This window comes from Rahnella sp. 2050 (assembly GCF_040544515.1).
Classification (GTDB): Bacteria; Pseudomonadota; Gammaproteobacteria; order Enterobacterales; family Enterobacteriaceae; genus Rahnella; species Rahnella aceris.
In genome coordinates, this window is sequence record NZ_JBEPKE010000006.1 from 189,011 (window position 1) to 210,658 (window position 21,648).

The window sequence follows — 21,648 nt, forward strand, 5'->3', positions numbered from 1 at the left end:
AAACATTGAGGAAAAGGCTATGTTTACCGGAATTGTACAGGGAACCGGCACGGTCGTATCGATCGACGAGAAACCCAATTTCCGTACCCATGTTGTTCGTTTACCTGAAGATATGCTGGATAACCTGCAACTCGGCGCATCGGTATCACACAACGGTTGCTGCCTGACGGTGACTGAAGTGAACGGTGACCTGGTGAGTTTTGATCTGATGAAAGAAACCCTGCGCCTGACAAATCTGGGCGAACTGAAAGAGGGCGACTCAGTTAATCTGGAACGTGCAGCGCGTTTTAATGATGAAATTGGCGGACATTTAATGTCTGGTCATATTATTTGTACGGCGGAAGTGGCAAAAATCCTGACGTCAGAAAATAACCGTCAGATCTGGTTCCGTATGCCGCATGAAGATTTGATGAAATATGTATTACATAAAGGTTATATCGGGATCGACGGTATTAGTCTCACCATCGGTGAAGTGACCCGCACCCGTTTCTGTGTACATTTAATTCCGGAAACCTTGCAACGCACAACGCTGGGCACGAAACGTCTGGGCGACAAAATTAATATCGAAATCGATCCGCAAACTCAGGCGATTGTCGATACGGTCGAACGCGTATTAGCCAGTCGTGAAGCGGCGATCGCTACGGCACAGGCGATGATCGATAAAGCCGAATAAGTTATCTCAGACCCTTTATTGACATAAAAAAACCGGACATTCAGTGTCCGGTTTTTTATTAGCTAACGCATACAACCATCAGCGTGGTACGCGCATTCCGCCATCAACGCCTTGCGGGCTAAAGACGACTTGCCACAACTGAATGTCCCGGGCGCGGAAAGCACCGGCGCAGGCATTCAGGTAGTAGGTGAACATGCGGTGGAAACGTTCACCGTATTTTTCCGCCAGTTCCGGCCAGTGTTTCTGGAAGCGTTCATTCCACGCCATCAGCGTGCGGTCATAATCAGCGCCGATATTGTGCCAGTCTTCCATTACAAATAATGACTCACTGGTTTGTGCAATTTGTTGAACCGACGGCAGGCAACCGTTGGGGAAGATGTATTTATCAATCCACGGATCGACATTAAGGTCTGTTTTATTAGAACCGATGGTGTGCAGCAGGAAAATGCCGTCAGGTTTGATATTGCGTTTGGCGACATTAAAATAGGTCTGATAATTTTTCGGACCCACATGCTCAAACATTCCGACAGAAACAATGCGGTCAAACTGATCATTAAGGTCACGGTAATCCTGCAGCAGGATTGTGACATCCAGCCCTTCACAGCGTTTTTGAGCCAGTTTTTGTTGTTCAGCAGAAATCGTGACACCCACAACGCTCACGCCATAATTTCTTGCCGCAAACTCTGATAATCCACCCCAGCCGCAACCGATATCCAGCAAGCGCTGTCCCGGTTTTAATTGCAGCTTGTCACAGATCATTTTGAGTTTTGCTTCCTGTGCTTCTTCAAGCGTAGTGGCCTCTTTCCAGTAGCCGCAGGAATATTGCATGTACGGGTCGAGCATCAGAGTAAATAAATCGTTGCCCAGATCATAATGCTCTTTGCCAACAATCCACGCCCGTTTGCGGGATTGCAGATTGGTCAGGCGTGCTGCGGCGACACGTAAAGTATCTTTAAAATGGTGGGGGAGTTTACTTTCCAAACCGGCACGAATAACGCGCTGGAAAAAGATATCCAGACGGTCGCATTCCCACCAACCGTCCATATAACTTTCACCGAGGCCCAGAGAACCTTCCTGTAAAACACGCTTAAAGAAGTCAGTGTTTTTTACTTTAAGGTCGAAAGGACGATTACCGTTTACCTGAATATCTGCCATCGCCAGCATTTCACTGGCGATCCGGTACCACTGATTGTCCTGAATGCTTTGATCTTCTATACACGATGAACTCATAGCTTCTCCATCACTTTCTCTTCTGACTTATTAACCTGCCGGGAAAAGCAAAGGCTATTTTTGCAGGTCTTTATGAGAACAGACGACTAGCGCCTCGCCCGATATTCGACACCAACAGAGGAAATTAAGAAGAACGCCTGCGCGCCGTAAGACGTGCAGGAAAATCATCCTTGAAAAAGTACAAAAAAATAAGTGTGACACTGTCCGCGCGTCTGGCTTAAGTATGTGATAAAAGTTTTGTAAAAGTGCTATTTTATTTGGTTTTGTTGAGTATAGGCTCGCTGGCAGGCATTCTCAATAGTTAATCGTGATGAATGAAAATGCCCGTTAAGTGACTGTTACATCAGGGTATTATCACTATTAATTAGCATGCCTTGTCTGAGCTTCCTGCTCTGATTCCTGTCCATTGTCTTGCGGGCTTTCATGCTGCAAAGAGAGCCAGCGGCCCAAAACTACCAACAATAGTGTAGACAGCATGATCGTGACTGTCGCCATGAGCGGATGCACAATAAATGCGGAAACCAGCAAGCTGGCAAGGAAGCACAGCCCGAGCTGCAGCGTATTTTGCAATGCTGCCGCCTTGCCTGTATTAGCAGGAAACGGCATTAATGCATTTGCGACAACAATTGGGTAGGTTGCACCATTCACCAAAGCCATCAGACAGAAAGGGATCAGCAGGCTAATCAGCCCGGCATCCGTGAACATGGCAACACAGAACAAAGTCACCATACTGACGCCGTAACCCGCCAGTAACCATGGCAGAATTTTATTACCGTCCAGCTTGCTGATCACAACACGGCAACCAAAACCACCAAGCAGGAAAGCAATAGTCTGCGGGACATAGCTCAGCCCGATGGCACCGGGTGAATAACCCATGTCGCTCAGGATAAACGGTGAACCCGTTAACCACGCAAAGAATCCGGCTGAACAGGCGGCATAAATCATGACATTCCCGCTGTAAACAGGCGATTTCAGTAACGTCGCAAACCCTGTTTTATCAGCCTTCGCTTGTTTTGCCGGTTTATTCTCACGCAGAGTCAGCGTCGTCAGCACCAGGACGACGGCGACTGCGGTCAGCAGAGCAAAAATGGCTTCCCAGTCAAAATGATTGAGTACCCACGCACCAAGTAATGGTGCCAGTGCCGGAGAAAGAGCCACTAACGGCATAATGCTGGCGAAGGTTTTTTTCGCCACATCGGCAGAGAAACGGTCAACAACGATTGCCTGCCAGGTGACTGCGGCGGCACAAACGCCCATCGCCTGTAAGAAGCGCAGGGCCAGAAGGGCGCGTACATTCTCAACCCAGATAACGCCCAGACAACCGACCGCAAACAGTGTCAGACCAAGAAGCAATACCGGTTTACGGCCGATCCTGTCTGACAACGGCCCCCATAACAACTGACCGAGAGCAAATCCGCCGAGAAAAATGCTCAGACTTGCGCTGATCATCCCGGGGCTGGTCATCAGACTGGTTTGCATGGCGCTGAACGCAGGCAGATACATATCAGTGGCTAAAAAGCCCAGCATGCTCAGTCCCGCGAGATAGAGCATAAATCCAAAGGAGGGTTTCATTATCGTCTCATTAATTTATTTATTGCAGATGATGTGATGCAGATTACATACCGGAGGCGGAGTTTAACGCTTTGATAACAGGCTTGTGAAACGCTAATATTTGCACTCTGCTATCAAAAATATTGAAGGCTGAATTATGTGGTCAGAATACGCCCTTGAAGTGGTAGATGCCGTGGCAAGAACAGGTAGTTTTAGTGCGGCAGCGCAAGATTTGCACCGCGTACCTTCTGCTATCAGCTATACCGTCCGTCAGCTTGAGCAGTGGCTGGCCGTGCCGTTGTTTGAACGTCGCCATCGTGACGTGGTACTGACGCCTGCGGGAAAGGTTTTTGTCGATGAAGCGCGGATTCTGACAAAAAAAATGATAGCCACGCGCCGGCAGTGTCAGCAGGTGGCGAACGGCTGGCGCGGCGAATTACGTGTGGCGGTTGACCGGATTGTAAAACCCGCACGGACACGGCGTCTGGTGCTCGATTTCTACCGCCATTTTGCGGACACCGAACTCATTATTCACTCAGAAGTGTTTAATGGTGTCTGGGATGCGCTGGTTGACGGGCGGGCAGACGTGGCGATCGGTGCTACACGCGCGATACCGGTTGGCGGGGGCTTCAGTTTTCGTGACATGGGATTTATGGACTGGCATTGCGTCGTCAGCCCGCAACATCCGCTGGCTCAGTTATCCGGCGCGCTGAATGATGATGAGTTGCGGCCTTATCCTGCACTCTGTCTGGAAGACACCTCCCGGACATTGCCTAAGCGGGATACATGGACGCTTGATAACCAGCGGCGGCTGGTCGTGCCAGACTGGACCTGTGCGCTGGAATGCCTGACCGAAGGCTTATGCGTGGGTATGATGCCGGTTCATCGCGTCACGCCGTGGATAGAACAGAAAAAGTTGCAGGTGCTGACGCTGGAAAATACGTTTCCCGACAGCCCGTGTTGCCTGACGTGGGATCAAAGCAATCCGTCACCCTCGCTGGCCTGGTTGCTGGAATATATGGGCGATACAGAAACCATGAATCAGGAATGGCTGCGTGATTAGAAAAAAACGCCTGCATCTGCAGGCGTTCGATATCTGTTAACGGCGGTAATCGCGGTACGGACCATCGGCTACGGAACGGCGTTCGACCAGTTTCGGATGCACCTCAATGGTCTGAGACTCTTCACGCTTACTGACAATTCTGTCCAGCAACATGGTAAAGGCCATTTCACCCAGACGTTCTTTCGGCTGATGCACGGTTGTCAGCGCGGGGGAGAAGTAACGGGCGTTACGCACATTGTCGTAACCGATTACGGAAATATCCTGAGGGACGCGCAGGCCCAGTTCGTCTGCGGCACAGATTGCGCCCATTGCCATCACATCGCCGCCACAAAATACGGCAGTCGGGCGGTGCTTCTGCATCAGAATTTTATGCATCGCCTGATAGCCCGATTCCGGCTCGAAATCGCCCTGAACCACCCATTCGTCACGCAGCGGAATATTGGCTTCAGTCAGTGCTTTCACAAAACCCTGGAAGCGGCCACCGCCGGTATTACGTGCCAGTTGGCCCGGGATCACCCCAATATCACGATGACCGCGTTCAATCAGATAACGCCCGGCCATGTAACCCCCTTCGAAAGCATTATCAATAATGCTGTCGGTGAAGTTCTTACGCGCTTCGCCCCAGTCCATGACCACCATTGGGATCGAACGGTGCTCCTCGAGCATATTGAGCAACTCATCAGGATATTCCGCGCACATCACCAGCAAGCCATCGACGCGTTTTTGCGCCAGCATTTGCAGGTAGGCTTGTTGTTTTTCCAGATTATTATGCGAGTTACACAAAATCAGCGTATAGCCTTTGGAGAAGCAGCTGTTTTCTACGGCTTCAATCACTTCGGCAAAATAGGGCGCTTCGCTGGAGGTGGCAAGCAGACCGATCGTTTTGGTGTTATTGACCTTCAGACTGCGGGCTACAGCACTCGGCGAGTAATGTAACTCTTTGATTGCAAGGAGAACCGCTTCTTTGGTTTCTTCGGCGACGAAACGTGTTTTATTGATGACGTGCGACACGGTTGTAGTGGAAACGCCAGCGCGCTTTGCGACATCTTTAATCGTTGCCATGTAAACAATGACTCCTGAACTCACGTGTTTCAGCACGTTAGCATTATGTTAATCGTTTGCTTGCGTGGATCTCACTGCTGGCTTCTAAAAGGGCAGTGAAATCGTTGGGTGGATTCTTCAGAATGAGGCGTGAAATGCTCTCGGGTGAAATCAACCGGCACACAGGCGTGTTAACCGACAATTTTCTCTTATAATGCAGGAAAGTGGAAGTAAAATTCTCAGGGATACATTGTCATTCAGCACAAGATTTTAAATGTTAATTATGCGAAAATGCGTTGGCACACAATTAGTGTGGCTTAAAAAATGCCACAATTTGATCCGAAAGGGGGTTTGATGGACAGCAACCTGAAATTATCGTTGATCACCACGGTATGCGCTTTGCTTATGATTATCGCTTTCAGCTTCACTGCGGTGATGAACTGATTCAGTAAGTGAACCGCCATAAAAAAGGGCGATTCCTGTTACAGGAATCGCCCTTTTCAATTTTACGCAGTGGCCGTTACCGCCGATACTCTTCCCTGCAGAAACTCTTCGTTAAATGCTATTCAATGGCTGATTAGCGAAACTTCAGACTTAACGAATTGTTTATTATCGGATCGTTTTCGGCGTCATTACCCGGCGTGCACCCACATAATGATCTTGCCAGTAATCGTCGCCGAGAGAGGTGATTTTAATGTCTTCGCCCGTTCTTGGAGACTGAATAAACTTGCCGTTCCCCACGTAAACACCAACATGGTCTGCTGCGCCGCGGTTATTGATTCTGAAGAACACCAGATCACCGCTTTCAAGTTCGCCGCGTTTAACCGGAGCCGCATCGCGCAGGTGATACATTTCATTCGCTGTGCGTGGCATTTTAATACGGATCAAATCTTTGTAGGCGTAATAGACTAAGCCGCTGCAATCAAAACCGGTATTCGGCGAGGTTCCGCCCCAGCGATACGGTTTTCCTACCTGATGCATCAGTTTGGTCATCGCCGTTTGCTGGGCATGCTGATAGCGTTTTTTATGCGTTGCACTTAGCGTAATCGGTTTGCTGTCTTCTTCGGGCTTTTTACCTTTACGGTGCCGGCCATACGCTTCTTTTTTACTGACCCTTTCCGTGCTGTTTTTCGCGAGTGAACGGGTTTTGGCGTGTTTCACTGTTTTGCTTTCGGCCCGCGTGGTCTTCAGTGTCTTTTCTTTTTTACTTTCGGCCCGGGTCGTTTTGACACTTTTCTCCGTCGTGGTCTTTCGTTTAGCCAGTTCGGTACTTTTAACTTTCTTCTTCGAATTCTTGTCCTGAATTTTTTGTTCTGTCACTGGCGCGATTTTAGTTTTTTTACTGGTTTTCGCGGCCACCGTTTTTCGCTTTCGCCGTTCTTCAGGTGCAGCCTGATTAACATGGCTTTTACGCTGATCGGCAGAAACACGTGTCTGCGGCGATGCATGTGCCATATTCAGAAATAGCTGGGTAAAGAGCAGCACAAAAAGCGTGAACAGTAAGCGCATAGCTTCGTTACCATGAGTGGTAGGTTAAACATCAGGGATGTCAGAGTATTGCCTAAAAGAACCTGACAAAAAAGCACGAATTGACTCGATTCTAGATCATATTGTGAGAAAAAGTTAATGGCTTTTTTTATGTCGAAATAACCGCCATTTTTAGTCAAAAAAATAACCACTTTTCATGGTGTTAATATTTAAGTTAAAGAATGGAATTTTGCAAATCTGGCGTTATCGGTGAACGCCAAAAATGTTATTCTCAATGAATGTTTAAAGATGTGAGCCTGAGCGCACACATTAAAGATTGTTAAACAAAATGCCAGTATTGAGAAAGACCCCACAAAAAATGGCGTTTTTATCTGATGGCTGCCATCGTTACAATAGAAGGTATTGTGATTGCGCACCGTCTCTTTATGCTGCGCGTGAAGAGTAATGATCGTGACAGCCTGTACCGGCTTGAGGAAGCAAGAAATGACCACTCCAACAATTGAAAAAATTCAGAAGCAAGTTTCTGAAAACCCGATTCTGCTGTACATGAAAGGTTCGCCAAAACTGCCAAGCTGCGGTTTCTCCGCTCAGGCTGTTCAGGCGCTTTCAGCCTGTGGCGAGCGTTTCGCTTACGTGGATATCCTGCAGAACCCGGACATCCGTGCTGAGATGCCAAAATTTGCTAACTGGCCAACGTTCCCGCAACTGTGGGTTGACGGTGAACTGGTTGGCGGCTGCGACATCGTGGTTGAGATGTTCCAGCGCGGCGAACTGCAGCAGTTGATCAAAGAAACCGCTGAGAAATACAAATCTTCTGAAGAGAGTAATACGACAGAAGACTAACGGTTTTTCGGCCGGAAAGTAAAAAGAGCGACATGATGTCGCTCTTTTTTTGTCTTCAGTTCGGTGCAAAAGTTGTTATTGCTGATTTTCTTCCGATGCTGTTTCGTCTTCGACTTCTTCGTCTGAAAGCGCCAGAGGCCAGCCGCCTAAGCGTTTCCAGCGGTTGACCAGCTCGCAGAACAACTCGGCTGTGCGCTCGGTGTCATACAACGCAGAATGTGCCTGGCTGCTGTCAAAGACGATGCCCGCGCTGATACAGGCTTTTGCCAGCACCGTTTGCCCAAGCACCAGCCCGCTTAATGCGGCGGTATCAAACGTGGCAAAAGGGTGGAACGGATTACGTTTCAGTCCGGCACGTTCAGCCGCTGCCATCAGGAAGCTGTGATCAAAATTGGCGTTGTGCGCCACGATGATCGCGCGGTTACAGTTTTGCTCTTTCATCCCTTTACGGATGACTTTGAAAATCTCGTGCAGGGCTTCATATTCACTGACTGCACCGCGTAACGGATTGGTCGGATCGATACCGTTAAACGCCAGGGCTTCCGGCACCAGTATCGCGCCTTCAAAGGGCTCGACGTGGAAATGCACGGTCTCATCGCTTTGCAGCCAGCCGTCCTCATCCATCTTCAGGGTGATGGCTGCAATTTCCAGCAGCGCATCGGTTTTGGCATTAAATCCGGCGGTTTCTACGTCGATAACCACGGGATAAAAACCACGAAAACGGCCTCTCAGGGCGTTAATGTCACTATTCTCGGCCATTAGTTTCTTATCTTCATCGAATTCAGCACGCATTATGGCAAATTTTGCCGCCACTTGCAGGGTTGTGGCAAAAATGGGTCAATAAAAAAGGGCGCGATTGCGCCCCTGTCAGTGTTCGGGGAAGATTAATTCCCCAGCCCCTGACCTGCGTGTTTGGATTCGATCAGCTCGATTTTATAGCCGTCCGGATCTTCTACAAACGCGATAATGGTAGATCCGCCTTTGACCGGGCCGGCTTCACGGGTCACTTTCCCGCCTGCATTACGGATGTCATCACAGGTTTGCGCGACGTTATCAACGCCCAATGCGATATGACCGTAAGCCGTGCCGATGTCATAGCTGTCGACGCCCCAGTTATAGGTCAGTTCGATCACTGCACCTTCACTTTCTTCGGTATAACCGACGAAAGCCAGAGAGTATTTATATTCAGTGTTTTCGCTGGTACGCAGCAAACGCATACCTAAAACATCGGTATAGAAGCTGATAGCACGTTGCAGATCGCCAACGCGAAGCATGGTGTGGAGTAAACGCATAGGTTCCTCTTTATTTGCAGGATGAGAGTTAACGGGTCAAGCCTAACTGATAGCCGCCGTTTTGTCTGTATTACGGCGACGGCTTGTTGAATGACTGACCAAAAAAAACAGCAGAAGGAGGGCCTCTTCTGCTGCAAGAAGTGAATCACTCTTTTTAATTATTACAGTGTCGGATAATCGGTATAGCCTTGCGCACCGCCGCCGTAGAAAGTTTCCGGTTTAGGTTCGTTGAGAGGCGCATGAGATTTCAGGCGCTCAACCAGATCAGGGTTCGCGATATAGCTGCGGCCAAATGCCACGGCATCGATATAACCTTTTTCGATCAGTTCTTCGCCTTTTTCTGCGGTGTAAGCACCAGCCCCCACAATCACACCCTGATAATGCGCACGGATCACTGCCCGGAATTCTGTGGAGTAAGGTTTGCCGCCAGCCCAGTCCGGTTCGGAGATATGCAGGTAAGCGAGTTTGCGCTTGTTCAGTTCATCGAGCAGGTAGATAGCCGCCTGTTCCTGATCTTCGCCGTTATCCAGCCCGTTGAAGGGACCCATCGGCGAAATGCGGATGCCCACACGTTCAGCGCCAATAGCCCCGATGGCAGCATCAACCACTTCCAGCGTCAGACGGGTACGGTTTTCAATGCTGCCGCCGTATTCATCTTCACGCAGGTTGGACGCCGGAGACATAAACTGATGCAGCAGATAGCCGTGCGCGGCATGCAGTTCGATGTAATCGAAACCAGCTTCGGCGGAGCAGGCGGCAGCATGACGGAAATCATTCACGATCCCCGGAATTTCGCTGAGCGCTAAGGCGCGCGGTGTCGGGCAATCGACACGAATGGCGTGACCTTGCTCATCACGCAAGCTGGTCCGCGTGTTCGGGTTGACGGCCGAAGGCGCGACCGGTGTCTGGTTGTCAGGCTGAACGCTGTTATGCGAGATACGTCCGGTGTGCCACAGCTGAACCGCAATGCGCCCGTCTTTCTGATGTACGCCGTCCACGATTTTTTTCCATGCAGCGACTTGTTCCGGCGTATGCAGGCCAGGTGCGCCGGCATACCCTTTCGCCTGGAATGAAACCTGAGTGGCTTCAGTAATGATCAGGCCAGAACTGTGGCGCTGTGCGTAATATTCGCCCATGAGCGGTGTAGGGATGTCACCCGGTTCGATGCTGCGCAGACGGGTAAGCGGTGCCATAAAGACACGGTTAGACAACGTGTTTTTACCGACAACAATGGGGGTGAAAAGCTTGGTCATTTCAATAACTCCGACGTTAATGGACTGATCGGTAAGACGTTCATGGATAACTTTCACGTCAAACGACCCTTTCTTAATGCCACCTTTCTATCGCATCTGACCTGTTTGTGACTACGCGCACGGTGCTTTTTCACCAAACGCATCCTGATTTCAGGTTTGCATCCATACTTTAAGGGCAAAAAAGATTGAAAAAGAGCCGGCGGGTGCCGGCTGAGGTGAGGGCAAACCTCTGTTTTCTTGGTGAGGGCTTGCGAAACAGTAGGGCCATTTTCCGACAGGTGAAAACGGCTAAACGGACGGTAGCAGATCTGTGTTGCAGATATTTGAAGAATGAAACACAAGACGTAAATTACCTTGCGGGATAGCAGGAAAGCGTCTTGAATAAATGTTCACCATGATTTGCGGAGGGTGTGTGGCTCAGCAGCTCGAATTTTTTGACATCCCCAGTCCATGCCGTGGCATTTGTCAGGCTGATGAACGCGGTTATTGCCGTGGCTGCCTGCGCAGTCGCGAGGAGCGTTTCGGCTGGATAAAAATGACTGACACAGAAAAACGCCATGTGCTGCGGTTATGTCAGCAACGCCTGCTGCGCCAGCAACGTGCAGGAAAACAGCCGGACGAACCCTTGCCGCAGCAACCGGAGTTGTTCTGATTTCACCTGTCATTTATCGCCATCGTGACGGCGGTCCGCTTCCTGACAATTCTTGCTCGTCGCATCAATACAGCACCACGGGCGTTGTGTATTCTGTGGGTCGAAAATCGAAAATATAAGGGATTCACAATGGAAGCACACACCCCGATTTCTCCGCAAGGGCCGGTATTTTCAACGCTGATTTGTGGTTACTGGCGGCTGATGGAATGGAACATGACGCCGCAACAGGTTCTGGCGTTCATGGAACAGCACATTGAAATGGGCATTACGACAGTCGATCATGCAGATATTTATGGCGGCTATCAGTGCGAAGCGGCATTTGGTGAGGCGTTGCGTCTTAACCCCTCTTTGCGCGAAAAAATGCAACTGGTCAGTAAATGCGGCATCGCCACCACGGCAGATCCCGACAACAAAATCGGTCATTACATTACGGATATGCAGTACATTGTGGATCGTGCGGAGCAATCACTGCGCAATCTGCGTACCGATTATCTGGATTTATTGCTGATCCACCGCCCGGATCCGCTGATGGATGCCGATGAAGTCGCTGAGGCGTTCACGCGGTTGCATAAAAGCGGCAAAGTAAAACATTTCGGTGTGTCCAACTTCACCCCGGCACAGTTCAGCTTGTTGCAATCGCGTCTGCCGTTTTCGCTGGTGACCAATCAGCTAGAAATTTCCCCCATCCATCAGCCCGCCATTCTTGACGGCACGTTGGATCTTTGCCAGCAACTGCGTATCAAACCGATGGCGTGGTCCTGTCTGGGGGGCGGTCGTCTGTTCAGCGATACAGAATTCCAGCCGCTGCGTGATGAACTTCAGACTGTGGCGAATGAAATTGGCGCAGACACTATTGAACAGGTGGTCTACGCCTGGGTCATGCGGCTGCCGTCTCAGCCGTTGCCGATTATCGGCTCGGGCAAAATCGGGCGCGTGCAGTCAGCGCTGAAGTCATTGTCTCTGGAAATGACCCGTCAGCAATGGTTCCGCATTCGTAAAGCCGCATTAGGATTTGATGTACCTTAATGTTTTCACGCGGGTTTTGTGGCGCTGACAGCGGGATCCGCCGGGCCATCTTCTGTTGAGATGGCCTGCTGCAATTGTGACAGCGAGCAGTATAAACGCCAGATCACGCCTGCCAGTTCACGCGCTGCAGGTTCCGGATGGTGAGCCAGTGAATTGCTCATCCGCATTAACTCAATCAACGTGGCATCCAGATTTTCATGGCTGACGCCGCGCTCCGTCATTACCCCTTTCAGACAATGAATACACACGTCCCGCACCGCAGACAGCGGATCCGAGCGGGTTTCCCATTCGCGTAACTGCCAGACAATATGGCTGCAATTAAGCAGCACCACACCCCAGCGCAATAACCAGGTTCGTGAGAGGTGATCTTTACTTTGATTGAGCTGATTCATCCGGTGATAAATCAGGGATTCAAACTGGAAATGGCTCAGCGAGGGGTTACGGCTAAGCTGATCCATAAAATCACGACGCAGGGCGCGGATAATGCGACGGCTTTTGCGCTTATCAGAGCTGGGCCTTAACACCTGAAAGGCAATCCCGGCCAACATCACACCGGCAATTTTCGCTACGCCGTCATTCATAAAAGACTGATAGTCGTAATCCGGCGGATTCGTGACGGCTAAAAAAGATCCCATAAACACAATCATTTGCCCCCATAAACCGGCGTAACGTTTGTATTGTAGTTTCATCATCTGCATCGTCACTAACATCGGCAGGAAGAAAGCGCAGAACACCCAGAAATTGTCGATTTGGACCATCAGCCCAAATTTCAGCAGGAAACAACCGACAAACAGTAACCCCAATGATTTTATTAACAGCGTGATACTGCTGATCGGCGAGGCCGTGGAAGAATAAAGCACGCAACTGACAGCTGTCAGCGCCACCGCACTGGCACCTGAATCCCACTGCGTCGTCATCCAGAAGGCGCAACCGATCACAATACACAAAAATGTCCGCAGCCCGTTGTACGCGGCCTCAAGGGTATCGGTGTGCTGGGCAAGATGGCTGATTTTCGGTGGCTGGAGAGTGTCGGCTTTGGCTGCGTTGGCATTTTCCACCCGCTGCAACCAACGTTCACTGCGAAGATATAGCCAGCAAAAATCGCGTAAACGGTGCCAGAAAGCCTGATGGCGGAAATCAGACGTATCCTGTGGCTGAATATGCAGCAGAATTCTGGACAGCTTGAATTTATCCGTGTCCGGCTTACGCAGTTCATCAAGCAAAACGACCAGTACCTCTTGTAAGTTTTCCGGGGGATTGGGCCAGTTCAGCAGCATCCGGCGCAGGCTGGAAATGTAGCTGGTCATGCGTAATTGCTGATGCAGTAAATAATTAACGACATTATTTTGGCGACGCAGGCGGTAATGGCTCCAGAATGCCTGGATACGCAGAAGATTCATGGTCAGGATCTGGCCGATCAATCCTTCGTGCGACGTTCTGATCTGATCTGAAATTTCCGTACGCCACAACAATTGCGCATGTTCCAGCAACCGGGTATGCATTTTGCGCAGCGAGGTGAGCAGGGCATCACTGTCGGACGTACTGGGCAGCACCATCATCATAAAACCACCGCACAAAATACCGGTGATGACTTCGCCGACACGCGCCTGTGCGATATCAAAAATCTGTGTCGCATCGGTGACGTCTACGGTGGAGAACGCAATGATTGCCGCCGTGTAACCTGCCAGGGCAAACGCATAAGAGACGTTGTTCTGATAATGGTTGGAGACGTAGGTACAAATCCCCAGCCATGCGGCAATGGCAAAAGTGAAGAGCCAGGGCTCATTCAGACAATGTCCGGCAATAAACACCGCGCCCACGGCACCCAGCAGGCTGCCCATAATTCGCCCGATACTTTTACTGATAACGCCGCCGACGGTGGGGAAACTCACCACCGCTGCCGAGGTCAGGGCCCAGTAAGGCTCGTCCATCTGAAATTCAAAAGCGATATAAAGCGCCAGTATCATCGCGATGGAATTGCGCAGGGCGTAGCGCCATTGTCCCCAACTGGCCTTTCCCCACGGAGTATTTTTCCATTCGAGCCAGGAAAGATTCACTGCGCCACCTTAATTACGGATTGCGATTGTGCAGGCGGTTCCGGCAACCAGCACCACGTGTTCCGGCACATTCTCAAGCTGAATACGCACCGGCACGCGCTGGGCCAGACGTACCCACGGCACATTGGGTTTCACATTCATCAGCAAATCTTCCGGGGCATCGAGGCTCTGGTCATAAATAGCCCGGCCAATACTTTCGACCCGACCCTGCAACGGAATATTGCCGTTAAATAGTGTGATATCCGCCATGTTGCCTTCGCGAATATTTTTGAGTTTGGTTTCTTCGAAATATCCCAGAATGTAGAAAGAATGAATATCCACCAGCCCGACCAGCGGTGTCCCGGACGTGGCATAGTTTCCACGGCGAGTTTGCAGATTGGTGATATAACCATCAGTCGGCGCAACAATTGTGGTTTTACTTAGATTCCATTTGGCCTGTTCTAATGATGCCTGTGCCGCCTGATAGGCCGCCTGCATAGCTTTGGCGCTGATATTGGATTCATCGAGGGATTCGGCGGAAATAACATTGGTACCCAGCCCTCTGCGGCGCCGGGCTTCGTGACTGGCTTTGGCTAAATCAGCCGCGGCTTTCGCTACCGCAGCTTCGGCATTATCAACAGCGATTTTAAAAGGCACCGGATCCAGACTGAAAAGCGGGTCTCCGCTTTTAACAAACTGGTTATCATGGATATTTATTTCAATAATGCGCCCCGAAACTTCCGGCGTGATATTGACAATCTCGGCGCGCACTTTGCCGTCCCGGGTCCAGGGCGATTGCATATAATAATTCCACATCCACCAGCCTGCACAAATTGCGACCGCGAAAACCAGCACGGTAGAGAAATATTTGAGTGTCTTAAATTTCATTTCAGAGGTTCACCATAAGCATCAGTGCGGCACAAATAGAGATCACAAAAAGAGATAAATCCATCAGGGTGGGATGCCAGACTTCACCGGAATAAATCCAATCACGCAGCACGCGATGTATCAAAAGCCAGAATACGAATCCCAGTAAAAATGCTTTGAACATCGGGGGGAAATAAAGTGAGGCACCCAGGACCAGATCCGGTAGCGGGAAGCCTGAGTGAAACATTTGCGCATTCACAATATTAATCTCTGCCAGTGATTGTGTTATAAACAAGCTTAACTTTGGAAGCAGAGACTCTGCTTCCGGATGCAATCGTACCTACTATTATATATAGAATTGTAATTTCTCGATTAATGTTCCTAAAACTAAGCTAAACTCTGGGGAGTTATCTTAGCATGCTAATTATAAGGAGGGGATAATTGGAATCGAATCTGGGGTCAGATCTAGCACGATTAGTTCGTGCCTGGCGTGCGTTGATTGACGATCGGTTAAAACCGTTGGAACTCACGCAAACACATTGGGTAACACTTCATAATATCAATATGTTACCTCCGGAGCAGTCTCAGATTCAGCTGGCGAAAGCCATCGGGATTGAGCAACCGTCTCTGGTTCGTACGCTTGATCAACTGGAAGAAAAGAAGCTGATCACCCGTCAGACTTGTGCGAGCGATCGCCGTGCTAAGCGCATCAAGCTGACTGAAGAAGCCGCGCCGATCATTAATGAAATGGAATCAGTTATTGATTGCACGCGTAAAGAAATTTTGTCCGGCATGTCTTCTTCTGAAATCGAACAACTGGGCGGGATGTTGTCCCGGCTGGAAAAAAATATTGCTTCCCTGCAAAGCAAATCATAAAAATCGACTTTTATTACGTCACACAGCGTTGCTTTTGATCCGACAGAAAAGAATTACCCATAAAAAAACCGAAGCCACTGGCTTCGGTTTTTTGCGTTGAGATCGGGAAAATCAGGCGCCAGGGGACACAGTAATTGTGCTACCGCTGCTGGCCATGCTCACACGCTGGCCGACGCTGAATTTGGTTGCTCCGACTTTCTGAACCACCTGAATGGTTGTACCGTCATCACGACGAATTTGCAGTTCTACGCCGTTTGAACGGTTAAGCGAACTTTGCACACCCTGACCTGCAACGCCACCTGCGACTGCACCTGCAGCGGTTGCCAGACTACGTCCGGTACCCCCACCGACGGTATTCCCCAGGAAACCACCCAATACCGCACCACCAAGTGCGCCGACGATGTTTGCATCATCTCCGCCCTGGATTTGTACTGCACGGGTAGACACGATGGTGCCGTAGGTCACTTGCTGAATTTGCTTCGCCTGGGATGCGGAGTAAACATCGCCAGACAGAGAGTTATCGCTGACGCAGCCAGCAAGGGAAACACCGGCAAGGGCGACGACGAGTAAACGCTTAATCATAAATAGCTCCTTTATTATGCTGCTGCATACGTTTGAGAGTAGCGGCACCAACAGAGAAAAAACAGTGCACAAGTTCAACATCAGTGTCGAAGGTGTCATATAACATACTTGTTTCACTTCCACCTAGTATACAGAAGGCGTGCTCAACTAATAATAAACGCAGGTTTACGTTTTAGACAGCAAAGTGCGCAATCAAAAATACGGGTATCCGATGTTGTTATTGGTGGTTTTTACAACACGGCTATTTTCAGGAATAAAAAACGTAACAAGAAAAACACGAAGTCATCACACCATGTAATAAAAAATCAGTAACTCATGGCGTTGCCCTTCAAATACCGATTACTCTGTGGTGATTACTTTTTCTGACGAGTTTCCTGGAGAGTTAAGGATGTTATCTATGAAGTCAGGTCGCTATATCGGTGTGATGTCCGGCACCAGTCTCGACGGTGTTGATGTCGTACTGGCCGCCATTGATGAGCACATGGTCGCGCAGCAAGCCAGCTATTCACATCCTATTCCTCTGGCTTTGAAAAATGCGATCCTCGGGATGTGTCAGGGCCAACAGGTGACGCTTGAACAGGTCGGGACGCTTGATACTCAGCTGGGTATTTTGTTCGGTGAGGCCGTATTAGGTTTGTTGAAAAATGCCAATATCTCCCCTGACGAAGTGACCGCCATTGGCTGCCACGGGCAAACTGTCTGGCACCAGCCGAAAGGTGACACGACATTTTCTATGCAGCTGGGTGATAACAACCGCATTGCGGCCATGACCGGCATTACCACCGTGGGCGATTTCCGTCGCCGGGATATGGCCTGGGGCGGGCAGGGCGCGCCGCTGGTGCCTGCTTTCCATCAGGCATTGCTGGCTGATCCGGCCGAGCGCCGTATGATCCTCAATATTGGCGGCATCGCGAATCTTTCAATGCTGCTGCCGGGCCAGCCGGTGCGTGGTTACGATACCGGTCCGGGAAATATGTTGATGGATGCGTGGGTCTGGCGTCATCTGGCACAGCCATATGATAAAGGGGCTGAATGGGCAAATCAGGGGCGGGTGAACTTACGTTTGCTCCAGCAGATGCTGTCTGATCCTTACTTTGCCGAACCGGCACCGAAAAGTACCGGGCGTGAATATTTCAATATGGCGTGGCTGGAAAAGCAACTGGCGCGTGCTCCTGAAATCTCCCCGCCGGATGTGCAGGCGACGCTGGCTGAACTGACCGCAGTAAGCATCGCCGAGCAAGTGCAACTGGCTGGCGGATGCGACCGGCTGATGGTGTGTGGCGGCGGGGCGCGCAATCCGTTACTGATGGCGCGACTCTCAGCCATGTTGCCGGGCACGGAAGTTTGCACCACGGATGCCTGCGGTATCAGCGGTGATGACATGGAAGCACTGGCGTTTGCCTGGCTGGCATTCCGCACGTTATCCGGTCAGCCGGGCAATTTGCCGTCGGTTACCGGTGCAAGTCGTGAAACTCTGCTCGGCGCAATTTATCCGGTTGTTTCAACCCGTTCCTGATGCGTTCTCGGTTTTATCTCAATGTGCTGCGCCTGCGGGCGTGGTACATAAAAGAGATAATTGAAGACCATCAGGGAGCACCGAATGAAAAAGGCGATTATCGCTACGTTAGCAGGATTCACACTGGCAGGATGCAGCCAGTTCAGCCACCAGACCGAAAGTCCGACAGAAGAATTAAACTACCAGTGCGGGACCTTACCGCTGACGATCACGCTGGATAAACCGGCGCAGCAGGTCAGTATGGTTCTCGATGGTGAACAGCTGAAACTGAAACAGATTGAGTCCGCTTCTGGCACCCAATACAGCGATGGCCATTACACGTTCTGGTCTAAAGGTAATCAGGCCTTTGTGCAGCGTGGTGAGAACGTCATTATCGACGACTGCGTCCAAAAATAACCCCTTTCATACTTCGAGTTGCAGATGCGCTGGCTGCGTTTACTCCGCGCCGCGTCAGGAACATTGAGATCCTGACGCGGCGGGTGCACAATGCGCTTACCTTCCTTAGATACGCAACTTAATCCATATGTCTGATAACAAAGAGTTTGATATTGCGGACTCGCGCCGCGAATACACCCGTGGCGGGCTGCGTCGTGCTGATTTAACCCCTGAGCCGCTGCCTTTGTTTGAACACTGGCTGAAACAGGCCTGTGACGCCCGTCTGGCTGACCCGACGGCGATGGTGGTGGCGACGGTTGATGAGCGCGGACAGCCTTTCCAGCGCATTGTGCTGCTTAAGCACTACGACGAAAAGGGGCTGGTGTTTTACACCAATCTGGGGAGTCGCAAGGCGCAGCAACTGGCAAACAACTCACGCATCAGCCTGTTGTTTCCGTGGCACATGCTGGACCGGCAGGTGATTGTGCTCGGTCAGGCAGAACGTCTCTCTACGCTGGAAGTCATGAAATACTTCACCAGCCGCCCGAAAGATAGCCAGATCGGCGCATGGGTTTCGCAGCAGTCCAGCCGAATTTCGGCACGCGGCGTGCTCGAAAGCAAATTCCTCGAACTGAAACAGAAATTCAGCAATGGCGAAGTGCCGCTGCCAAGTTTCTGGGGCGGTTTCCGCGTCAAAGTGGATTCGATGGAGTTCTGGCAGGGCGGTGAACATCGTCTGCACGATCGGTTCATTTACCAGCGTGACGAAGCAGAGCCTCAAACTGGCTGGAAAATAGACCGCCTCGCCCCCTGACCACGAAAAAATACGCGATTTCCTAGCGCTCGGACGACGGGCGCTTTATTCTATGTCGTTCCCCGTAAAGGTGAGAGAAAAGGCACATGCACGGCATGATGTCAGACATGAATCTGCACACATTCAGTACATATTTCTGAGTACAAACAAACGGAGTCTTTGATGGCGAGCAGCAACCTGATTAAACAATTGCAAGAGCGGGGCCTCATTGCCCAGGTGACGGATGAAGAAGCGTTAGCAGAGCGACTGGCGCAAGGGCCAATTGCACTCTATTGCGGTTTCGATCCTACCGCAGACAGCTTGCATTTGGGACATCTGGTGCCTTTGCTTTGCCTGAAACGCTTTCAGCTGAACGGGCACAAGCCAGTGGCTCTGGTGGGTGGCGCAACCGGTCTTATCGGCGACCCGAGCTTTAAAGCCACGGAGCGCAAGCTGAACACCAATGAAACCGTGAATGAATGGGTTGAGAAAATCCGCCAGCAGGTTTCGCCGTTCCTGGATTTCAGCTGTGGCGAAAACAGCGCTATCACCGCCAATAACTATGACTGGTTCGGCAGCATGAACGTGCTGACTTTCCTGCGTGATATCGGTAAGCACTTCTCTGTTAACCAGATGATCAATAAAGAAGCGGTGAAACAGCGTCTGAACCGTGATGACAGTGGTATCTCCTTCACTGAATTCTCTTACAACCTGTTGCAGGGTTACGATTTTGCCTCCCTCTACGATCTGCACAAAGTTGAGCTGCAAATCGGCGGTTCGGACCAATGGGGTAACATTACGTCAGGTATCGATCTGACCCGTCGTCTGCATCAGAAACAGGTGTTTGGCCTGACCGTTCCGTTGATCACCAAATCTGACGGCACTAAATTTGGTAAAACTGAAGGTGGCGCAGTCTGGCTGGATCCGAAGAAAACCAGCCCGTACAAATTCTACCAGTTCTGGATCAACACGGCGGATGCTGACGTTTACCGCTTCCTGAAATTCTTCACCTTCATGAGCATTGAAGACATCAATGCGCTGGAAGAAGAAGACAAAACCAGCGGTAAAGCGCCACGCGCACAGTACGTTCTGGCTGAGGAAGTCACCGGTATGGTTCATGGTGCAGAAGGTCTGGCGGCCGCAAAACGCATTACGCAGAGCCTGTTCTCCGGTTCCCTGAGCGAGATGACAGAGGTCGATTTCGGCCAGCTTGCGCAGGATGGCCTGGAACTGTTTGAAGTGCCTCGTGATACGGATCTGCAACAGGCGCTGGTTATCGCCGGTATGGCACCGTCGAAAGGCCAGGCGCGTACCATGATTTCCTCTAACGCGGTTTCTGTAAATGGCGAAAAACAGACGGATACAGAATACAGCTTCGCTGACAGTGATCGTCTGTTTGGCCGTTATACCTTGCTGCGTCGCGGTAAAAAGAACTATACGCTGTTGCTCTGGGCATAAGTTTTAGGCCGGTAGGACGGGGGGCTGCAAGGTCTCCCGTTTTTGTTCCCTGATATCAGTAATCCCGCCATCTCCCCGATGACGTTGCAATCGGAAATTCTTCATGAAAAGCATTCTTTCTATCCAGTCACACACAGTTTTTGGACACGCGGGTAACAGCGCGGCGGAATTCCCTATGCGTCGTATGGGCGCAAACGTTTGGCCTCTGAATACTGTTCAGTTTTCCAATCACACTCAGTACGGACACTGGACCGGCTGCGTGATGCCTGCAGCACATCTGACTGAAATTGCGCAGGGAATTGCGGAAATTGATCGTCTGAAGGATTGCGACGCGGTGCTGAGTGGCTATATCGGTTCGCCGGAGCAAGGGCAAAGTATTCTGGAGATTGTTCGTCGGGTGAAAGCTGCGAATCCCGATGCCTGGTATTTTTGCGATCCGGTCATGGGACATCCTGAAAAAGGCTGTATCGTGGCGCCGGGCGTTGCTGAGTTCCATTGCAACCAGGCGCTGGTTAACTGTGACATTATCGCGCCGAATCTGCTGGAGCTTGAACTGCTGAGCGGTCACGCAGTGGCAAGCTTTGAAGAAGCCGTCGCCACTGCGCGGGAGCTGATCAGCAAAGGCCCGAAAATTGTGCTGGTGAAGCACCTGAGCCGCGCTGGTTATCACAGTGACCGTTTTGAAATGCTGTTGGTTACTGCGAGTGAAGCGTGGCACATCGACCGTCCGCTGGTTGATTTCGGTGTCCGTCAGCCGGTTGGCGTGGGTGACCTGACCAGCGGTTTATTGCTGGTGAATTTGCTCAAGGGTGAAGCACTGGATAAAGCGCTTGAGCACGTGACCGCTGCAGTTTATGAAGTCATGCTGGCGACGCATGCGATGGGTGAATACGAGCTGCAAATCGTGGCAGCGCAGGACAAAATGGTCAAACCTGAGCATCATTTCCCGGCGGTAAAACTGTAATCACTGCCTGAATACCTCTTTTCCTGAATAAAAAAACGCCCCGCGCTGTAGCTGCCGGGGCGTTTTTGT

Annotated in this window: 24 protein-coding genes; 13 read left to right on the plus strand and 11 right to left on the minus strand. The window is 50.7% G+C overall.

The features are described from left to right. Positions 1-19: 19 nt before the first annotated feature. Positions 20-673 (plus strand): riboflavin synthase, encoded by a 654-nt coding sequence (locus ABIC79_RS20615; RefSeq protein ID WP_013576090.1) that lies wholly within the window; start codon positions 20-22, stop codon positions 671-673. A gap of 78 nt (positions 674-751) precedes the next feature. On the opposite strand, the gene cfa is transcribed toward ABIC79_RS20615, so the two are convergent. After that, positions 752-1,903 carry a cyclopropane fatty acyl phospholipid synthase gene (cfa, locus tag ABIC79_RS20620; RefSeq protein WP_013576089.1) on the minus strand — a complete coding sequence of 384 codons (1,152 nt, stop codon included), beginning with the start codon at positions 1,901-1,903 and terminating at the stop codon, positions 752-754. Between the two features lie 360 nt (positions 1,904-2,263). Continuing rightward, positions 2,264-3,475, minus strand: a complete 1,212-nt coding sequence (punC, locus tag ABIC79_RS20625) for a purine nucleoside transporter PunC (RefSeq protein WP_013576088.1) — start codon at positions 3,473-3,475, stop codon at positions 2,264-2,266. A gap of 136 nt (positions 3,476-3,611) precedes the next feature. Between punC and punR the strand changes: the two genes are divergently transcribed. After that, entirely contained in the window at positions 3,612-4,517 is a 906-nt protein-coding gene (gene punR, locus ABIC79_RS20630; RefSeq protein WP_013576087.1) for a DNA-binding transcriptional activator PunR, read from the plus strand. Positions 4,518-4,553: 36 nt separating this feature from the next. Here the strand turns inward: punR and purR are convergent, their stop codons facing one another. Then, the gene (gene purR, locus ABIC79_RS20635; RefSeq protein ID WP_013576086.1) at positions 4,554-5,579 is read right to left on the minus strand and encodes an HTH-type transcriptional repressor PurR; all 1,026 of its coding nucleotides are present in this window, start codon (positions 5,577-5,579) and stop codon (positions 4,554-4,556) included. A gap of 333 nt (positions 5,580-5,912) precedes the next feature. Here purR and cydH point away from each other — a divergent pair, with 333 nt between their 5' ends. Further along, positions 5,913-6,002, plus strand: coding sequence for a cytochrome bd-I oxidase subunit CydH (gene cydH / locus ABIC79_RS20640; protein ID WP_122095584.1), 90 nt, complete (start codon positions 5,913-5,915; stop codon positions 6,000-6,002). Between the two features lie 165 nt (positions 6,003-6,167). On the opposite strand, the gene ABIC79_RS20645 is transcribed toward cydH, so the two are convergent. Next, entirely contained in the window at positions 6,168-7,067 is a 900-nt protein-coding gene (locus tag ABIC79_RS20645; protein WP_013576084.1) for a C40 family peptidase, read from the minus strand. 353 nt (positions 7,068-7,420) lie between these two features. Between ABIC79_RS20645 and ABIC79_RS20650 the strand changes: the two genes are divergently transcribed. Together ABIC79_RS20650 and ABIC79_RS20655 are read left to right on the plus strand one after the other, a co-directional pair. After that, entirely contained in the window at positions 7,421-7,549 is a 129-nt protein-coding gene (locus ABIC79_RS20650) for a hypothetical protein (RefSeq protein WP_255347866.1), read from the plus strand. Continuing rightward, positions 7,530-7,889: a Grx4 family monothiol glutaredoxin gene (locus ABIC79_RS20655; RefSeq protein WP_013576083.1), complete on the plus strand. Its 360-nt coding sequence runs from the start codon at positions 7,530-7,532 to the stop codon at positions 7,887-7,889. The genes ABIC79_RS20650 and ABIC79_RS20655 overlap by 20 nt, the downstream gene beginning before the upstream one ends. 75 nt (positions 7,890-7,964) lie before the next feature. On the opposite strand, the gene rnt is transcribed toward ABIC79_RS20655, so the two are convergent. The 3 genes from rnt to ABIC79_RS20670 all read right to left on the minus strand — a co-directional run bounded on the left by rnt (position 7,965) and on the right by ABIC79_RS20670 (position 10,440). After that, positions 7,965-8,681 (minus strand): ribonuclease T, encoded by a 717-nt coding sequence (gene rnt, locus ABIC79_RS20660; protein WP_013576082.1) that lies wholly within the window; start codon positions 8,679-8,681, stop codon positions 7,965-7,967. Positions 8,682-8,773: 92 nt separating this feature from the next. Further along, positions 8,774-9,181, minus strand: coding sequence for a lactoylglutathione lyase (gene gloA / locus ABIC79_RS20665; RefSeq protein ID WP_013576081.1), 408 nt, complete (start codon positions 9,179-9,181; stop codon positions 8,774-8,776). Positions 9,182-9,342: 161 nt separating this feature from the next. Then, the gene (locus tag ABIC79_RS20670) at positions 9,343-10,440 is read right to left on the minus strand and encodes an alkene reductase (RefSeq protein WP_037035300.1); all 1,098 of its coding nucleotides are present in this window, start codon (positions 10,438-10,440) and stop codon (positions 9,343-9,345) included. Between the two features lie 406 nt (positions 10,441-10,846). Between ABIC79_RS20670 and ABIC79_RS20675 the strand changes: the two genes are divergently transcribed. After that, on the plus strand, positions 10,847-11,086 hold the full coding sequence (locus tag ABIC79_RS20675) for a DUF1289 domain-containing protein (protein WP_013576079.1): 240 nt from the start codon (positions 10,847-10,849) through the stop codon (positions 11,084-11,086). Positions 11,087-11,215: 129 nt separating this feature from the next. Further along, on the plus strand, positions 11,216-12,112 hold the full coding sequence (locus tag ABIC79_RS20680; protein WP_112152180.1) for an aldo/keto reductase: 897 nt from the start codon (positions 11,216-11,218) through the stop codon (positions 12,110-12,112). Positions 12,113-12,117: 5 nt separating this feature from the next. On the opposite strand, the gene ABIC79_RS20685 is transcribed toward ABIC79_RS20680, so the two are convergent. The 3 genes from ABIC79_RS20685 to ABIC79_RS20695 are packed head-to-tail and all read right to left on the minus strand — an operon-like array spanning position 12,118 to position 15,262. Continuing rightward, positions 12,118-14,169: an FUSC family protein gene (locus ABIC79_RS20685; RefSeq protein ID WP_119261782.1), complete on the minus strand. Its 2,052-nt coding sequence runs from the start codon at positions 14,167-14,169 to the stop codon at positions 12,118-12,120. A gap of 9 nt (positions 14,170-14,178) precedes the next feature. Beyond that, positions 14,179-15,036 (minus strand): efflux RND transporter periplasmic adaptor subunit, encoded by an 858-nt coding sequence (locus ABIC79_RS20690; protein ID WP_354568338.1) that lies wholly within the window; start codon positions 15,034-15,036, stop codon positions 14,179-14,181. A gap of 1 nt (position 15,037) precedes the next feature. Beyond that, entirely contained in the window at positions 15,038-15,262 is a 225-nt protein-coding gene (locus ABIC79_RS20695; RefSeq protein WP_015690122.1) for a DUF1656 domain-containing protein, read from the minus strand. Between the two features lie 194 nt (positions 15,263-15,456). Between ABIC79_RS20695 and slyA the strand changes: the two genes are divergently transcribed. After that, complete coding sequence (gene slyA, locus ABIC79_RS20700) at positions 15,457-15,891, plus strand: transcriptional regulator SlyA (protein ID WP_013576074.1); 435 nt, start codon at positions 15,457-15,459, stop codon at positions 15,889-15,891. Positions 15,892-16,002: 111 nt separating this feature from the next. On the opposite strand, the gene ABIC79_RS20705 is transcribed toward slyA, so the two are convergent. Beyond that, positions 16,003-16,473 carry an outer membrane lipoprotein gene (locus tag ABIC79_RS20705; protein WP_013576073.1) on the minus strand — a complete coding sequence of 157 codons (471 nt, stop codon included), beginning with the start codon at positions 16,471-16,473 and terminating at the stop codon, positions 16,003-16,005. 397 nt (positions 16,474-16,870) lie between these two features. Between ABIC79_RS20705 and anmK the strand changes: the two genes are divergently transcribed. The 5 genes from anmK (at position 16,871) to pdxY (ending at position 21,579) form a co-directional block, all read left to right on the plus strand. Further along, complete coding sequence (gene anmK / locus ABIC79_RS20710; RefSeq protein ID WP_015690121.1) at positions 16,871-17,989, plus strand: anhydro-N-acetylmuramic acid kinase; 1,119 nt, start codon at positions 16,871-16,873, stop codon at positions 17,987-17,989. 84 nt (positions 17,990-18,073) lie between these two features. Then, positions 18,074-18,385, plus strand: a complete 312-nt coding sequence (locus ABIC79_RS20715) for an MliC family protein (protein ID WP_354568341.1) — start codon at positions 18,074-18,076, stop codon at positions 18,383-18,385. A 127-nt stretch (positions 18,386-18,512) separates the two neighbouring features. Next, positions 18,513-19,178: a pyridoxamine 5'-phosphate oxidase gene (pdxH, locus tag ABIC79_RS20720; protein ID WP_013576070.1), complete on the plus strand. Its 666-nt coding sequence runs from the start codon at positions 18,513-18,515 to the stop codon at positions 19,176-19,178. Between the two features lie 162 nt (positions 19,179-19,340). Next, positions 19,341-20,615: a tyrosine--tRNA ligase gene (gene tyrS / locus ABIC79_RS20725; protein WP_013576069.1), complete on the plus strand. Its 1,275-nt coding sequence runs from the start codon at positions 19,341-19,343 to the stop codon at positions 20,613-20,615. 103 nt (positions 20,616-20,718) lie between these two features. Continuing rightward, on the plus strand, positions 20,719-21,579 hold the full coding sequence (pdxY, locus tag ABIC79_RS20730; RefSeq protein WP_354568344.1) for a pyridoxal kinase PdxY: 861 nt from the start codon (positions 20,719-20,721) through the stop codon (positions 21,577-21,579). The last annotated feature ends 69 nt before the right edge of the window (positions 21,580-21,648 follow it).

Bases quoted from the DNA above. Each gene is read 5' to 3' on its own strand.
- ABIC79_RS20615 (WP_013576090.1), top strand. From the start codon at position 20: ATGTTTACCGGAATTGTACAGGGAACCGGCACGGTCGTATCGATCGAC.
- cfa (WP_013576089.1), bottom strand. From the start codon at position 1,903: ATGAGTTCATCGTGTATAGAAGATCAAAGCATTCAGGACAATCAGTGG.
- punC (WP_013576088.1), bottom strand. From the start codon at position 3,475: ATGAAACCCTCCTTTGGATTTATGCTCTATCTCGCGGGACTGAGCATG.
- punR (WP_013576087.1), top strand. From the start codon at position 3,612: ATGTGGTCAGAATACGCCCTTGAAGTGGTAGATGCCGTGGCAAGAACA.
- purR (WP_013576086.1), bottom strand. From the start codon at position 5,579: ATGGCAACGATTAAAGATGTCGCAAAGCGCGCTGGCGTTTCCACTACA.
- cydH (WP_122095584.1), top strand. From the start codon at position 5,913: ATGGACAGCAACCTGAAATTATCGTTGATCACCACGGTATGCGCTTTG.
- ABIC79_RS20645 (WP_013576084.1), bottom strand. From the start codon at position 7,067: ATGCGCTTACTGTTCACGCTTTTTGTGCTGCTCTTTACCCAGCTATTT.
- ABIC79_RS20650 (WP_255347866.1), top strand. From the start codon at position 7,421: ATGGCTGCCATCGTTACAATAGAAGGTATTGTGATTGCGCACCGTCTC.
- ABIC79_RS20655 (WP_013576083.1), top strand. From the start codon at position 7,530: ATGACCACTCCAACAATTGAAAAAATTCAGAAGCAAGTTTCTGAAAAC.
- rnt (WP_013576082.1), bottom strand. From the start codon at position 8,681: ATGCGTGCTGAATTCGATGAAGATAAGAAACTAATGGCCGAGAATAGT.
- gloA (WP_013576081.1), bottom strand. From the start codon at position 9,181: ATGCGTTTACTCCACACCATGCTTCGCGTTGGCGATCTGCAACGTGCT.
- ABIC79_RS20680 (WP_112152180.1), top strand. From the start codon at position 11,216: ATGGAAGCACACACCCCGATTTCTCCGCAAGGGCCGGTATTTTCAACG.
- ABIC79_RS20690 (WP_354568338.1), bottom strand. From the start codon at position 15,036: ATGAAATTTAAGACACTCAAATATTTCTCTACCGTGCTGGTTTTCGCG.
- ABIC79_RS20695 (WP_015690122.1), bottom strand. From the start codon at position 15,262: ATGTTTCACTCAGGCTTCCCGCTACCGGATCTGGTCCTGGGTGCCTCA.
- ABIC79_RS20705 (WP_013576073.1), bottom strand. From the start codon at position 16,473: ATGATTAAGCGTTTACTCGTCGTCGCCCTTGCCGGTGTTTCCCTTGCT.
- anmK (WP_015690121.1), top strand. From the start codon at position 16,871: ATGAAGTCAGGTCGCTATATCGGTGTGATGTCCGGCACCAGTCTCGAC.
- ABIC79_RS20715 (WP_354568341.1), top strand. From the start codon at position 18,074: ATGAAAAAGGCGATTATCGCTACGTTAGCAGGATTCACACTGGCAGGA.
- pdxH (WP_013576070.1), top strand. From the start codon at position 18,513: ATGTCTGATAACAAAGAGTTTGATATTGCGGACTCGCGCCGCGAATAC.
- tyrS (WP_013576069.1), top strand. From the start codon at position 19,341: ATGGCGAGCAGCAACCTGATTAAACAATTGCAAGAGCGGGGCCTCATT.
- pdxY (WP_354568344.1), top strand. From the start codon at position 20,719: ATGAAAAGCATTCTTTCTATCCAGTCACACACAGTTTTTGGACACGCG.